The sequence below is a fragment of the Klebsiella sp. BIGb0149 genome, assembly GCF_004362605.1.
Taxonomy (GTDB): Bacteria; Pseudomonadota; Gammaproteobacteria; order Enterobacterales; family Enterobacteriaceae; genus Klebsiella; species Klebsiella terrigena.
Window position 1 is genome coordinate 760,748 of sequence record NZ_SNYG01000001.1, and the last position, 13,367, is coordinate 774,114.

Annotated in this window: 11 protein-coding genes; 3 read left to right on the forward strand and 8 right to left on the reverse strand. The window is 58.3% G+C overall.

What is annotated here, in order from left to right; translation table 11 throughout:
• Positions 1-213: 213 nt before the first annotated feature.
• Positions 214-1,614 (reverse strand): asparagine--tRNA ligase, encoded by a 1,401-nt coding sequence (asnS, locus tag EDF75_RS03575; RefSeq protein ID WP_095095726.1) that lies wholly within the window; start codon positions 1,612-1,614, stop codon positions 214-216.
• Positions 1,615-1,780: 166 nt separating this feature from the next.
• Positions 1,781-2,983 carry a nicotinate phosphoribosyltransferase gene (gene pncB, locus EDF75_RS03580; protein ID WP_133597096.1) on the reverse strand — a complete coding sequence of 401 codons (1,203 nt, stop codon included), beginning with the start codon at positions 2,981-2,983 and terminating at the stop codon, positions 1,781-1,783.
• A 329-nt stretch (positions 2,984-3,312) separates the two neighbouring features.
• Between pncB and pepN the strand changes: the two genes are divergently transcribed.
• Positions 3,313-5,928 carry an aminopeptidase N gene (gene pepN, locus EDF75_RS03585; RefSeq protein WP_133597098.1) on the forward strand — a complete coding sequence of 872 codons (2,616 nt, stop codon included), beginning with the start codon at positions 3,313-3,315 and terminating at the stop codon, positions 5,926-5,928.
• A gap of 49 nt (positions 5,929-5,977) precedes the next feature.
• Here the strand turns inward: pepN and ssuB are convergent, their stop codons facing one another.
• From ssuB to ssuE, 5 genes are read right to left on the reverse strand one after another with little or no spacing between them, the layout of a single operon-like run.
• Positions 5,978-6,751, reverse strand: coding sequence for an aliphatic sulfonates ABC transporter ATP-binding protein (ssuB, locus tag EDF75_RS03590; RefSeq protein ID WP_041144815.1), 774 nt, complete (start codon positions 6,749-6,751; stop codon positions 5,978-5,980).
• Entirely contained in the window at positions 6,748-7,539 is a 792-nt protein-coding gene (ssuC, locus tag EDF75_RS03595; RefSeq protein WP_041144816.1) for an aliphatic sulfonate ABC transporter permease SsuC, read from the reverse strand. Before ssuC ends, ssuB begins: the two co-directional genes overlap by 4 nt.
• A gap of 10 nt (positions 7,540-7,549) precedes the next feature.
• Positions 7,550-8,695, reverse strand: coding sequence for an FMNH2-dependent alkanesulfonate monooxygenase (gene ssuD / locus EDF75_RS03600; protein ID WP_133597100.1), 1,146 nt, complete (start codon positions 8,693-8,695; stop codon positions 7,550-7,552).
• A complete protein-coding gene (locus EDF75_RS03605; protein ID WP_133597102.1) occupies positions 8,692-9,654 on the reverse strand; it encodes a sulfonate ABC transporter substrate-binding protein in 963 nt (320 codons plus the stop codon). The genes ssuD and EDF75_RS03605 overlap by 4 nt, the downstream gene beginning before the upstream one ends.
• On the reverse strand, positions 9,647-10,222 hold the full coding sequence (gene ssuE, locus EDF75_RS03610) for an NADPH-dependent FMN reductase (RefSeq protein ID WP_095095749.1): 576 nt from the start codon (positions 10,220-10,222) through the stop codon (positions 9,647-9,649). The genes EDF75_RS03605 and ssuE overlap by 8 nt, the downstream gene beginning before the upstream one ends.
• A gap of 252 nt (positions 10,223-10,474) precedes the next feature.
• On the opposite strand from ssuE, the gene pyrD reads away from it, so the two are divergent.
• Positions 10,475-11,485, forward strand: a complete 1,011-nt coding sequence (pyrD, locus tag EDF75_RS03615; RefSeq protein ID WP_041144820.1) for a quinone-dependent dihydroorotate dehydrogenase — start codon at positions 10,475-10,477, stop codon at positions 11,483-11,485.
• A 167-nt stretch (positions 11,486-11,652) separates the two neighbouring features.
• Positions 11,653-12,195 carry a cell division protein ZapC gene (gene zapC, locus EDF75_RS03620; protein WP_123708368.1) on the forward strand — a complete coding sequence of 181 codons (543 nt, stop codon included), beginning with the start codon at positions 11,653-11,655 and terminating at the stop codon, positions 12,193-12,195.
• Between the two features lie 41 nt (positions 12,196-12,236).
• On the opposite strand, the gene EDF75_RS03625 is transcribed toward zapC, so the two are convergent.
• Positions 12,237-13,346, reverse strand: a complete 1,110-nt coding sequence (locus EDF75_RS03625) for a YcbX family protein (RefSeq protein WP_133597104.1) — start codon at positions 13,344-13,346, stop codon at positions 12,237-12,239.
• Positions 13,347-13,367 lie beyond the last annotated feature (21 nt).

Sequence of the window (13,367 nt, forward strand, 5' to 3'; positions counted from 1 at the left end):
GGTGGGTGGTTAAAAAATGAGCAAAATAATCAGGCATTTCGCCCATGAATGAACATAAGGTGCGCTTTCTCGTTTCGGCGGGTAGCGAAATAGTGAGTAACATAAATGTGAAGCGGAAGGCTTGATGTTTAAATTTCTTGATATTCGTTAACAATAGCTGACATAAAAAAGGGCCAGCTTACGCTGACCCTTTTTACAAAGCGGTAATAAAAATCAGAATGTCGCGCTGCGCGGGGTGCGCGGGAACGGAATGACGTCGCGAACGTTCTGGACGCCGGTTACGTAGGCAATCAGACGCTCAAAGCCCAGTCCGAAACCGGAGTGCGGAACGGTGCCGTAACGGCGCAGGTCGCGGTACCACCAGTAGTCTTCTTTATTAAGACCCATTTCCGCCATGCGCGCGTCAAGCACGTCCAGACGCTCTTCACGCTGCGAACCACCGATAATTTCACCGATGCCCGGCGCCAGAACGTCCATTGCGGCGACGGTTTTCCCGTCTTCGTTAAGGCGCATGTAAAACGCCTTGATGTCTTTCGGATAGTTTTTTACCACCACCGGTGCTTTGAAGTGCTCTTCTGCCAGATAGCGCTCGTGCTCGGAAGAGAGGTCCACGCCCCAGTAAACCGGGTTTTCGAACTGCTTACCGCAGTTTTCGAGGATCGTTACCGCGTCGGTATAATCGACCTGGGCGAAATCGGCAGACACGAAACGCTCGAGGCGATCGATCGCATCTTTATCCACGCGTTCGGCGAAGAATTTCATGTCATCCGCGCGCTCTTCCAGTACGGCCTTGAAGACGTACTTCAGCATCGCTTCCGCCAGGCCCGCAACATCGTTCAGGTTGGCGAAGGCCACTTCCGGTTCCAGCATCCAGAATTCCGCCAGATGGCGGCTGGTGTTGGAGTTTTCCGCACGGAAGGTCGGACCGAAGGTGTAGATTTTTGACAGCGCGCAGGCGTAGGTTTCGCCGTTCAGCTGGCCGGATACGGTAAGGAACGACTCTTTGCCGAAGAAGTCCTTATCGAAATCCACTTTGCCCTGGTCGTTACGCGGCAGGTTTTCCAGATCCAGCGTGGAGACGCGGAACATTTCACCTGCGCCTTCGGTATCAGAGGCGGTAATCAGCGGGGTAGAAACCCAGAAGAAGCCCTGCTCGTCAAAGAAGCGATGCAGCGCCTGCGCCAGAGTATGACGCACGCGGGCAACCGCGCCAATCAGGTTGGTACGCGGACGCAGGTGGGCAACTTCGCGCAGATACTCGATGCTGTGGCGTTTAGCCGCCATCGGGTAGGTATCCGGATCTTCGACCCAGCCGGTAACTTCTACGCTGCTGGCCTGAATTTCGAAGCTCTGGCCCTGGCCCTGGGATGCCACGACTTTACCAGTGACGATGACCGAGCAGCCGGTCGTCAGACGCAGCACTTCCTGATTGTAATTGGGAAGAGAATTACTAATGACGGCCTGTACAGGATCAAAGCAGGAACCGTCATAGACGGCCAGGAAGGAAAAGCCAGCTTTTGAATCTCGGCGGGTACGTACCCATCCGCGGACGGTGACTTCGCTGTCAACCGCAACACGGCCCTGGAGTACGTCGGCTACAGGCACAACGCTCATAATAGTCTCTCTATTCGTAGTCCAATAAAAATATCTGTTTCCCCCTGCTATGGGGGGATATCTATGTTACCTGTCATCTTCCGTCAGACAAGCAGATTTCGCACCGCGAGAGGGAGTTTTCGGAAATAAATAAAGAACAAGGAGCCAGAACGGCTCCTTGTGGTGATTAACTGGCCTTTTTGATCGGCGGCAGGTCGAAGGCTTCGCGCAGGGCGCGCACGAATGCCTTATCGTGACAGATGGTCTTGCCAGGGCTATCTGAGAGCTTGGCCACCGGTTTGCCGTTGCACTCCACCAGCTTAATCACGATATTGAGCGGCTTAACCTGTGGAATATCGCAGGTTAAGCGCGTTCCGATGCCAAAGCTGAGATTCACCCGCGACGAGAAGTGACGATAGAGATCGACGGCTTTCGTCAGGTCGAGGTTATCGGAGAAGACCAGCACCTTACTCAGCGGGTCGATACCCAGCTTCTGATAATGGGCAATGGCTTTCTCGCCCCATTCAACCGGGTCTCCGGAGTCGTGGCGCAGCCCCTGATAGCGTTCGGCGAATTCCGGGCCGAAATCACGCAGGAAGGCATCCATCGTAATACAGTCGGTCAGGGCAATGCCCAGCTGGTCTGGATACTCTTCCAGCCAGGCGGCAAGGGCCGCGCGCTGGCTGCTGGCAAGGCTTGGGCTGATCTGCTGATGGGCCTGGAACCACTCATGCGCCTGGGTACCCATCGGCGTAAGATGCAGGCGACGCGCCAGGTCGTAGTTGCTGGTGCCGGTAAACCACGGCTCCTGCTGCAGACGTTCGACGATAGCCTGCTGGACCTCGCGCGAGAAGCGACGACGGGTGCCGAAGTCCATCAGGCGGAAGCGGCTCATATCGATATCGGCGGTGATTTCCCTGAAGTCGCTCAGCTTGTGCTCGAGGGTCTCCAGCGCCAGCTCAACGCCGATTTCCGGCGAACGGTAGTGATGAACCAGCTCGCTGATCACCGCCAGCAGCGGGACTTCCCACATAATGACTTCGCGCCAGGGGCCGGATAGACGAATGTTCAGCTTGCCGTTGTCGTTGCTGACGGTGACCTGCCGCGGGTCGTAGCGGAAGTCGCGCAGCCAGTCGAGGTAATCCCCGGAAAAGAACGGCAGGGTCGACAGCCAGTGATACTCATCGTCCTGCAGCTTCAGGTCGCGCATAGCCTCAACCTGTTCGCGAATCGCGTCGGCATAGATGCCGAGCAAATCATCCCCGCGGCAGCGGAACTCCGCCGCAACGTGTACCTCGTTATAGCGGTGGAACACGGCCTGCTGCATGTGCAGCTTATAGGCATCCGTATCAAGCAGCGAGTGCAGTACAGGAGCAGTGAATTGTGTCATGGTGCGCAGTAGCATCCTCTCACTGGAGCGTATCCATCAAAACCTGAGCAGAAAAAAGGAGGCGGAGTATAGCTTTATTCCCCGACTCTGTCCCGCAGTGAAGGCCGATGGCGACGCTGACGGTCATTTGCGAGGCCTAGTTTAATATATTGAACACGGATCACACCACAAGCTTTGCACCGGGTCGAGCGCATTTCGTGCCTCCTGTGTTATCAAAATGTAGCGATTTTCGTGTTTGGCGTTGAAAAGATGAAGATTCTGCATAGCGAGAACATCACAACAGGAATAGACTGGGTTTGACACTTTATGGAACATGCTAAAGGTTTTTTATGACACAACAGCCCCAAGCCAAATACCGCCACGACTATCGTGCGCCGGACTATCTGATTAGCGATATCGATTTGACCTTTGACCTGGATGCCGCGAAAACCGTTGTTACGGCTGAGAGTAAAGTCTCCCGTCACGCGGCTGCGTCTGATGTGCCATTGCGTCTGGATGGCGAAGACCTGACGTTGGTCTCTTTGCAGGTTAACGGTCAGCCGTGGAGCGACTATAAAGAAGAAAATAACCAGCTGGTTATTGGCGGATTGCCGGAACATTTCACCCTGACTATCGTCAATGAAATCAGCCCGGCGGCCAATACCGCGCTCGAAGGGCTGTATCAGTCAGGCGAAGCGCTGTGCACGCAGTGTGAAGCAGAGGGCTTCCGCCATATCACCTGGTATCTGGACCGTCCGGACGTCCTGGCGCGCTTCACCACCAAAATTATCGCCGATAAGGCGAAATACCCGTACCTGCTGTCTAACGGCAACCGCGTGGCGCAGGGCGAGCTGGAAAACGGCCGCCACTGGACCCAGTGGCAGGATCCGTTCCCGAAACCCTGCTATCTGTTCGCGCTGGTGGCCGGTGATTTCGACGTTCTACGCGATACCTTCACCACCCGTTCCGGACGCGAAGTGGCGCTGGAGCTGTTCGTCGATCGCGGCAACCTTGACCGCGCGCCGTGGGCGATGACGTCGCTGAAAAACTCGATGAAATGGGACGAAACCCGTTTCGGCCTCGAGTACGATCTCGACATCTACATGATTGTCGCCGTTGACTTCTTTAATATGGGCGCGATGGAGAACAAAGGGCTGAACGTCTTTAACTCCAAATACGTGCTGGCCCGCACCGACACCGCCACCGATAAAGACTACCTCGATATCGAGCGCGTGATTGGCCACGAATATTTCCACAACTGGACCGGCAACCGCGTGACCTGCCGCGACTGGTTCCAGCTGAGCCTCAAAGAGGGGCTGACCGTGTTCCGCGATCAGGAGTTCAGCTCCGATCTGGGCTCGCGTGCGGTGAACCGTATTAACAACGTTCGCACCATGCGCGGGCTGCAGTTTGCCGAAGACGCCAGCCCGATGGCCCATCCGATTCGTCCGGATAAGGTTATCGAGATGAACAACTTCTACACCCTGACGGTATATGAAAAGGGTGCGGAAGTGATCCGCATGCTGCATACCCTGCTGGGTGAGGACAACTTCCAGAAAGGCATGCAGCTGTACTTCGAGCGCCACGACGGCAGCGCCGCCACCTGCGACGATTTCGTTCAGGCGATGGAAGACGCGTCGAACGTTGACCTGTCGCACTTCCGCCGCTGGTACAGCCAGTCCGGTACGCCGGTAGTGAGCGTGCATGACGACTATAACCCGGAAACCGAGCAGTACCGGCTGACCATCAGCCAGCGCACGCCGCCGACCGCCGAGCAGGCGGAAAAGCAGCCGCTGCATATTCCGTTCGATATCGAGCTCTACGATAACGAAGGCAAGGTGATTCCGCTGCAGAAGGGCGGGCACCCGGTGCATCACGTCCTGAACGTCACCCAGGCCGAACAGACGTTTGTCTTTGATAACGTCTACTTCCAGCCGGTCCCGGCGCTGCTGTGCGAGTTCTCCGCGCCGGTGAAGCTGGAATATAAGTGGAGCGATCAGCAGCTGACGTTCCTGATGCGCCACGCGCGCAACGACTTCTCCCGCTGGGATGCCGCGCAGAGCCTGCTGGCGACCTACATCAAGCTTAACGTCAACCGCCATCAGCAGGGCCAGCCCCTGTCGCTGCCGGTTCACGTCGCCGATGCGTTCCGCGCGATCCTGCTGGATGAGAAGATCGATCCGGCGCTGGCGGCAGAGATCCTGACGCTGCCGTCCGCCAGTGAAATCGCCGAGCTGTTTGCGATTATCGATCCGCTGGCCATCGTGGCGGTGCGCGAAGCGCTCACCCGCACGCTGGCGAAAGAGCTGGCGGACGAGTTCCTCGCTATCTACAACGTTAATAAGCTCGACGGCTATCGCGTAGAGCATGCCGATATTGGCAAGCGCTCGCTGCGCAATACCTGCCTGCGCTACCTGGCGTTTGGCGACGCTGAGCTGGCGGATAAGCTGGTTGTCGCCCAGTATCATCAGGCCGACAACATGACCGACGCGCTGGCGGCTCTGTCGGCAGCGGTGGCGGCGCAGCTGCCGTGCCGCGATGCGCTGATGCAGGAGTATGACGATAAATGGCATCAGGACGGCCTGGTGATGGACAAATGGCTGATCCTGCAGGCCACCAGCCCGGCGGATAACGCCGTGGAGACGGTGCGCGCGCTGCTGAACCACCGTTCGTTCAGCATGAACAACCCGAACCGCGTTCGCTCGCTGATTGGCGCCTTTGCCGGCAGCAACCCGGCGGCCTTCCACGCCGAAGATGGCAGCGGATATCAGTTCCTGGTGGAGATGCTGACCGAGCTCAACAGCCGCAACCCGCAGGTGGCGTCGCGTCTGATTGAGCCGTTGATTCGTCTGAAGCGTTATGATGCCAAACGCCAGGCGCTGATGCGCGCGGCCCTGGAGCAGCTGAAAGGTCTGGAGAATCTCTCCGGCGATCTGTTCGAGAAAATCAGTAAGGCGCTGGCGTAATAGCGTCCGCTCCCGAAGTGCGGCGTCGGTGCCGCGCTCCGGGAGCCGTTTAGCCGTGACTAAAAAGGCGCGGGGAGGCTTCGTGCCTGCCGCGCTTCATTACCCGGTTGAGAACCTCTGCCTCCAGCTCCGCCAGCCGCGCCGAACCGGTATGCCGCGGGCGCGGAATATCCACCGTGACGTCCAGCCCAATCTTGCCCTCTTCAATCAACAGCACCCGATCGGCCATCGCCACCGCTTCGCTGACGTCGTGAGTCACCAGCAGGACGGTGAAGCCATGTTCCTGCCAGAGCGAGACGATTAAATCCTGCATCTCGAGGCGGGTGAGGGCGTCCAGCGCGCCGAGCGGCTCGTCGAGCAGCAGCAGGCCGGGACGATGAATCAGCGCCCGGGCCAGCGCCACGCGCTGCTTTTGTCCGCCGGAAAGCGCCGCCGGCCACTCGTTGGCGCGATTTTCGAGGCCGACGCTGGCCAACGCCTGCAGGGCCGCCTCCCGCCACGAGCCTTTAAGCCCCAGGCCGACGTTATCGATCACCGTTTTCCACGGCAGCAGGCGCGAATCCTGAAACATCATGCGCGTATCGTCCTGGATTTGCGCCAGCGGCGTGGATCCCGCCAGCAGCTCGCCGGCGTTGGGTTTCTCCAGCCCGGCCAGCAGGCGCAGCAGGGTACTTTTACCGCCGCCGCTGCGCCCGACCACCGCGACGAACTGCCCGGTGGGAATATGTAAATCCAGCGCGTTAAGAATGGTGTTTTCGCCGTAGCGTTTGGTCACGCCGTTAAGCAACAGCGGGATCCCTGGGTTCAGACGGGCGGTCGTCATGCGTTAGCCTCCTGAAGATGATAGGCCGGATTCCAGCGCAGCCAGACGCGTTCCAGCAGCTGCGCGCTGAAGTCGGCCAGTTTGCCCAGAATGGCGTAGAGAATGATGGCCACGACCACCACGTCGGTTTGCAGAAACTCGCGTGCGTTCATCGCCAGGTAGCCGATGCCGGCGTTTGCCGAGATGGTCTCGGCGACGATCAGCGTTAGCCACATCAGGCCGAGCGCGAAGCGAATACCGACCATGATTGACGGCAGGGCTCCGGGAAGAATCACGTGACGAAATAGCGCAAAGCCGGATAGGCCGTAGCTGCGCGCCATCTCGACCAGCCCGCGGTCAATGTTGCGGATACCGTGCCAGGTGTTGATATAAATCGGGAACATGGTGCCCAGCGCGACGAGAAAAATTTTGGCGCTCTCGTCGATGCCGAACCATAAAATAACCAGCGGGATCAGGGCCAGGTGCGGCACGTTGCGCAGCATCTGAATCGAGGTATCCAGCAGACGCTCTCCCCAGCGGGAGAGGCCGCTGATCATCCCCAGCGCCAGGCCAATGGAGCCGCCGATAGCGAAGCCAAGCAGCGCGCGCCACGAGCTGATGGCCAGATGTTGCCAAAGCTCGCCGCTGGCGGAGAGCGTCCAGAAGGCTTTCAGCACCCCTTCCGGCGAAGGCAGGATCCGGGTGGAGAGCCAGCCCACCGAAGAGGCGAGCTGCCAGACGATGACGGTGCCGACCGGTAAAAACCAGGGGGCAAGGCGGATCAGCAGTTTTTGCCCAGCGATAGCCATATGTCGCTCCTCAGCTCTGCGCCGCTTTACGCGGGATAAATTCATTCGCTACCGTTTCACCCTGCGGACGCAGGCTCTGCGGCTGCGGGATTGACGGAATATTGACGTCCAGCAGCGGGAACAGCAGTTCGCCGACGCGCAGGGCTTCCTCAAGGTGCGGATAGCCGGAAAGCACGAAGCTATCGATGCCGAGATCGGCATATTCATTGATACGCTCGGCGACCGTGGCGGCATCGCCGACCAGCGCGGTTCCGGCGCCGCCGCGCGCCAGCCCGACGCCGGCCCACAGGTTAGGGCTGATTTCGAGCCTGTCGCGCTGGCCGTTGTGCAGCGCGGCCATGCGGTGCTGGCCGACGGAATCGGTTTGCGCAAAGGCGGCCTGCGCCCGGGCGATGGTGTCATCATCCAGATGGGAAATTAAGCTCTCTGCCGCCTGCCAGGCCTCTGCGTTAGTTTCACGCACAATCACATGCAGGCGGATGCCGAAGCGAACCTTACGACCGTGGCGCGCGGCCTTTTCGCGCACCTGGGCGATTTTTTCCGCCACCTGCGCCGGGGGCTCTCCCCAGGTCAGATAGAGATCGACCTGCTCGGCGGCAAGATCTTGCGCCACTTCAGAGGATCCGCCGAAGTAGAGTGGAGGACGCGGCTGCTGCAGCGGCGGGAACATCAGCTTCGCACCGCGCACGCGCTGGTGCTTGCCGTTGAAGGTCACGGTTTCGCCCTCCATCAGCCGGCGCCAGATATGGGTAAATTCCGCCGAGGCTTCGTAGCGCTCGGCGTGATCGAGAAATACGCCGTCGCCGGCGAGCTCCTGCGGATCGCTTCCGGTCACCAGGTTAAACAGCGCCCGGCCGTTGGAGAGCCGATCCAGCGTCGCCGCCTGGCGCGCGGCGACCGTTGGCGACACCACGCTCGGACGCAGGGCGACGAGAAACTTCAGGCGCTGAGTCACCGGGATCATCGAGGCGGCCACCAGCCAGGCGTCTTCACATGAGCGTCCGGTGGGGATCAGGACGCCGGTATATCCGAGGCGATCGGCGGTCTGCGCAATCTGCTGCAGATAGCCGTAATCAACCGGACGCGCGCCTTGCTCGGTACCAAGATAGCGGCCGTCACCGTGAGTAGGTAAAAACCAGAACATATTCAGACTCATGATTTCGCTCCCTGAAGGGCTGCGGGCTGCCAGATGCGCGCGCGGATATCGACTTTTTTCGGCACCAGCTTGTTCTCATAGAACAGGTCGGCGGTTTGCTGCTGGCGAGCGGCGGTTTCGGCGCTAACCGGCGTAATGGTGGTCGGCGGGCGATGGTCGAGATAGCTGGCTATCACCGCCTCAGGAAGACCCATGATTTTGGCTAACAGGGTAATGCTTTGCGCACGCTGGCTGAGCGTTAGCGCATCGGCCTGGCTAAAGGTTTGCAGAACGCCTTCAATAAAGGCGCCGTTTTTTTGCGCATAAGGGCGCGAAGCGAGATAGAAAGAGCCGGTTTGCTTCAGGTCGGTGCCATCTTTCAGAACCCGGGCGCCTCCCTGCTGGAGAGCCGCGGAGTAGTAAGGGTCCCAGATGGCCCAGGCGTCGACGTTACCCTGCTGGAAAGCCGCACGCGCGTCGGCGGGAGCAAGATAGACCGCCTGAATATCGTTGAACGTCAGACCCGCCTGCTGTAGCGCGCGGAGCAGCAGGTTGTGGGAGCTGGAGCCGCGCTGAAAGGCGACCTTATGGCCCTTTAGCTGCGCGACGTTTTTAATCGGGCTGTTTTCCGCCACCAGAATCACTTCGGCTTTGGGTTTAGGCGGTTCGGCGCCGACGTACACCAGATCGGCCCCGGCGGCCTGGGCAAAGATAGGCGGAATATCGCCGGTGCTGCCAATATCAATGCTGCCGACGTTTAACGCTTCGAGCATCTGCGGGCCGGCGGGAAACTCCACCCAGGAGATTTTGGTGCCCGGGTAGCGCTGCTCCAGCAGCTGGTGGCTTTTTGCCAGCACCATGCTGACGCTGCCTTTTTGATAGCCGATACGCAGCGCGTCCGGTGCGGACTGCGCCGCGTGGCTCAGGGCGGAGAGCATCAGCAGCCCGCCGAGCGCCAGGGGAGCCAGGAGATTACGCATGTTCGACCCCGTGGGTTGCTTTCAGGGCCGGCGCGCGGCTGGTTGGGCGATGAAGCGCCTGCCAGAAGGTTTCCAGCGCGTGGTCGAGGCGACCCTGCAGGTTTGGCGTAAACTGCGGCTTGTGCTGGTAGTCAGTCACCTGGCTATCGTCGGCAAACACGCCGTGGAGGATCTCCTGGGCCTTCAGGGCGTTGAGAACCGGCTTCAGGGCATAATCCACCGCCAGCATATGGGCGATAGTGCCGCCGGTCGCGAGGGGCAGGACGATTTTGCCTTCCAGCGCGCGTTCCGGCAGCAGGTCGAGCAGCGTCTTCAGCGCGCCGGAGAAAGAGGCCTTGTAGACCGGGGTGGCGATAATCAGGCCATCCGCGCCGGCCAGCTGTTCGTTCAGAGTATGCAGCGCCGGATTATCGAAACGCGCATAAAGAAGATCTTCCGGGGCAAAATTCTGCAGGTGCCAGTGGCAGACTTCAACATCAGCGGCGGAGAGCGTCTCTCTGGCATATTCCAGAAGGGCGCTGGAACGGGAAGGGTAGCGCGGGCTGCCCGCAAGTGTGATAACGCGCATGTTCTCTCTCTCCTTATAACCAAATGTTTGCATTTATCTATTATTGATAACATTTACCGGCAGTGTGACAGAGGCGATTTATTTACCTAAATGATTTTTCCACCCTTGTTTTGTCAGAATTTGCATAAAGCAGGGCGGAAAAGTAAACGTTTGCGTTGGATGGACGATTTTTTGTCGTAGGTCAATTCCCTTTCCGCTGAGGATCGAACATAATACGCCCCCGGTTTGCACACCGGGAATCCAGGAGAGTTCATGTACTACCCCTTCGTTCGTAAAGCTCTTTTTCAGCTCGATCCTGAGCGCGCTCATGAAGTAACCTTCCAACAATTACGCCGTGTATCGGGAACGCCGCTTGAAATGCTGATCCGCCAGAAGGTGCCGTCTAAACCGGTGACCTGCATGGGTCTCACGTTTAAGAATCCGCTGGGCCTTGCCGCCGGGCTGGATAAAAACGGCGAGTGTATCGATGCGCTCGGGGCAATGGGTTTTGGTTCAATCGAAATTGGTACCGTGACGCCGCGCGCGCAGCCGGGTAACGATAAGCCGAGGATCTTCCGCCTGGTGGCGGCAGAAGGTTTGATCAACCGCATGGGCTTTAATAATCTCGGCGTTGATAACCTCGTCGAGAACGTTAAAAAGGCGCATTTTGACGGCATTCTGGGGATTAATATCGGTAAAAATAAAGACACCCCGGTTGAGCAGGGCAAAGATGATTACCTGATTTGTATGGAAAAAGTCTATCCCTACGCCGGCTATATCGCCATTAATATCTCCTCACCGAATACCCCGGGCCTGCGCACGTTGCAATATGGCGACGCGCTCGATGATTTACTTTCCGGTATTAAAAATAAGCAGCTTGAGCTGCAGCAAAAGCATCAAAAATATGTCCCGGTGGCCGTGAAGATCGCCCCGGATCTTTCCCTTGAGGAATTGATCCAGGTGGCCGATAGCCTGGTTCGCCATAATATTGACGGCGTGATTGCCACCAATACCACCCTCGATCGATCGCTGGTACAGGGAATGCAATATTGCGATGAAACCGGTGGCCTCAGCGGTCGTCCTCTGCAATTAAAAAGCACTGAGATTATCCGCATGCTGGCGACAGAATTAAACGGCCGCTTGCCAATTATCGGAGTCGGCGGGATTGACTCTGCGATAGCAGCCCGGGAAAAAATCGCCGCCGGCGCGACGCTGGTCCAGATTTATTCTGGCTTTATTTTTAAAGGTCCGCCGCTGATTAAAGAAATTGTTACCAATATCTAATCTTTTCCCCCACTGAAACACCCCCAGGGCTTTATTTCCGGCCCTGGTTGTTTTATATTCCCTCATTGTTGCTTATTTAGACATTTTAGTCTTTTCTTAATTTTGGAAATAATTCTGTTGCCGTATGCCGTGCATTACAGATGGAAGTGAAAGAGGACGGGGGAAAAATGCGGATTAAACCTGACGATAACTGGCGTTGGTATTACGATGAAGAGCACGATCGCATGATGCTCGATTTGGCCAATGGCATGTTGTTCCGCTCGCGCTTTGCGCGCCGGATGCTCACGCCCGATGCATTCGCGCCATCCGGATTTTGCGTTGACGACGCCGCTCTTTATTTTTCCTTCGAAGAAAAATGCCGGGATATAGAATTATCTAAAGAGCAGCGCGCTGAATTAGTGCTTAACGCGCTGGTTGCCATTCGTTTTCTTAAGCCCCAAATGCCGAAAAGCTGGCATTTCACCAGCCATGAAGAGAGCTGGCAGCCCGGCGGCGGCGATACCGCCAGCGCCTGGCTCAGCGATACCGGGCAGCAGGTGAATCTGCTGGTGGTGGAGCCTGGCGAAAATGCCGCGCTGTGCCTGCTGGCCCAGCCGGGGTTAACCCTGGCCGGACGGGTGATGCAGCTTGGCGACGTGATTAAAATTATGAACGACAGGCTGCAGCCCGCCCCGCGTATCTCCAGCTACAGCCTTGGCGAGGCGGTTTAAGGCGGCGAGCCTGGCTGCCAGCGGAAGAACCTCTGAAGACCTCAGGGCGCCAGGCGCAGGTCGGTCTTCGGTACGCAGCTGCAGCACAGAATAGTGCCATCCGCCGCCACGGCGTTTTTCTTCAGCGGGCTAACCTCACCTTCCTCAAGCCGAATGCGGCAGCTGCCGCAGATGCCCGCCCGGCAGGAGTAGGGCACGCGGATCCCCTGCTGCTCGAGCTGTTCCAGCAGAACCTGCTGGTTATTCCCGGTAAAACTCTGTCCCTGCCACTCAATATCAACCGTCGCATTCTGCTGAGCTGCAGAAGGTTCACTATCATCGCTTTCGCCCGCCCCGTAGGCCTTCGCCGGGCCACGCTTCAGCACCTCGACTTCATCGCCCACGCGAATAACGCCGCTGCTGCGGGCAATCAGGTTTTGACCGAAATCGACATCGCCATTATCCACGGCGGTGCGGAAGCGTTGCAGCGTGGCCAGCGGCTCGCCGGACGGGTGCTTTTGCCCGCGCTCCGGGCTGACGGTGGTAAAAATACAGCGGCTGCAGGGCTTAGCGACATCGAAAGTCACTTCGCCAATGCGGATCACCTTCCAGGTATCTTCCTCCCACGGTTCGGCGCCGGTGACCACCAGGTTAGGGCGAAACTGCTCCATACGGACGCTGGCCGGACAGCGCTGCTGCAGGTCGCGCAGCGAGGCTTCGTTGGTGAGTAAATAGGGGTAACCGTCGGCAAAGGTGAGCGGGACGGCGTCATGGCGCTTAACGCGGCGGGTCAGCTGCGGGCCCAGCCAGCGAAGCTGAACCTGGCGATTAAAGAAGCCGCTAAGCCATTGGTTAACCGTTGATGGCGCAACCAGGGCGGTGAAATGGTTTCCCCACACCTCGGTAGGCTCGCCCTGAGGCGCAAAATCTGCGAAGCGAACGATCGCGCTGCTGCCGTCAGGTGCGGTCAGGTGAACGCCATCCTGCAGCGGGGAGGGGGTGAATTTCACCATCTGTGGAAACTGGCGGGCGGTAATAAAGGTGCCATCCGTTTCCGTCACCATAAACAGGCGATCGAAGGCCAGGCCGCTGATATCGGCAAACGCATGCGTCAGGCCAATTCCACGCATGGATTTGACGGGATGAATAAAAAGTCGCGATAGCGTTTTCATGCGGAGTCTCTGGGCTTAAAA

Coding starts and splice junctions, on each gene's coding strand:
- ssuB (WP_041144815.1), bottom strand. CDS start 6,751: ATGACGACCGCCCGTCTGAACCCAGGGATCCCGCTGTTGCTTAACGGC.
- zapC (WP_123708368.1), top strand. CDS start 11,653: ATGCGGATTAAACCTGACGATAACTGGCGTTGGTATTACGATGAAGAG.
- ssuD (WP_133597100.1), bottom strand. CDS start 8,695: ATGAGTCTGAATATGTTCTGGTTTTTACCTACTCACGGTGACGGCCGC.
- asnS (WP_095095726.1), bottom strand. CDS start 1,614: ATGAGCGTTGTGCCTGTAGCCGACGTACTCCAGGGCCGTGTTGCGGTT.
- pncB (WP_133597096.1), bottom strand. CDS start 2,983: ATGACACAATTCACTGCTCCTGTACTGCACTCGCTGCTTGATACGGAT.
- ssuE (WP_095095749.1), bottom strand. CDS start 10,222: ATGCGCGTTATCACACTTGCGGGCAGCCCGCGCTACCCTTCCCGTTCC.
- pyrD (WP_041144820.1), top strand. CDS start 10,475: ATGTACTACCCCTTCGTTCGTAAAGCTCTTTTTCAGCTCGATCCTGAG.
- EDF75_RS03625 (WP_133597104.1), bottom strand. CDS start 13,346: ATGAAAACGCTATCGCGACTTTTTATTCATCCCGTCAAATCCATGCGT.
- pepN (WP_133597098.1), top strand. CDS start 3,313: ATGACACAACAGCCCCAAGCCAAATACCGCCACGACTATCGTGCGCCG.
- ssuC (WP_041144816.1), bottom strand. CDS start 7,539: ATGGCTATCGCTGGGCAAAAACTGCTGATCCGCCTTGCCCCCTGGTTT.
- EDF75_RS03605 (WP_133597102.1), bottom strand. CDS start 9,654: ATGCGTAATCTCCTGGCTCCCCTGGCGCTCGGCGGGCTGCTGATGCTC.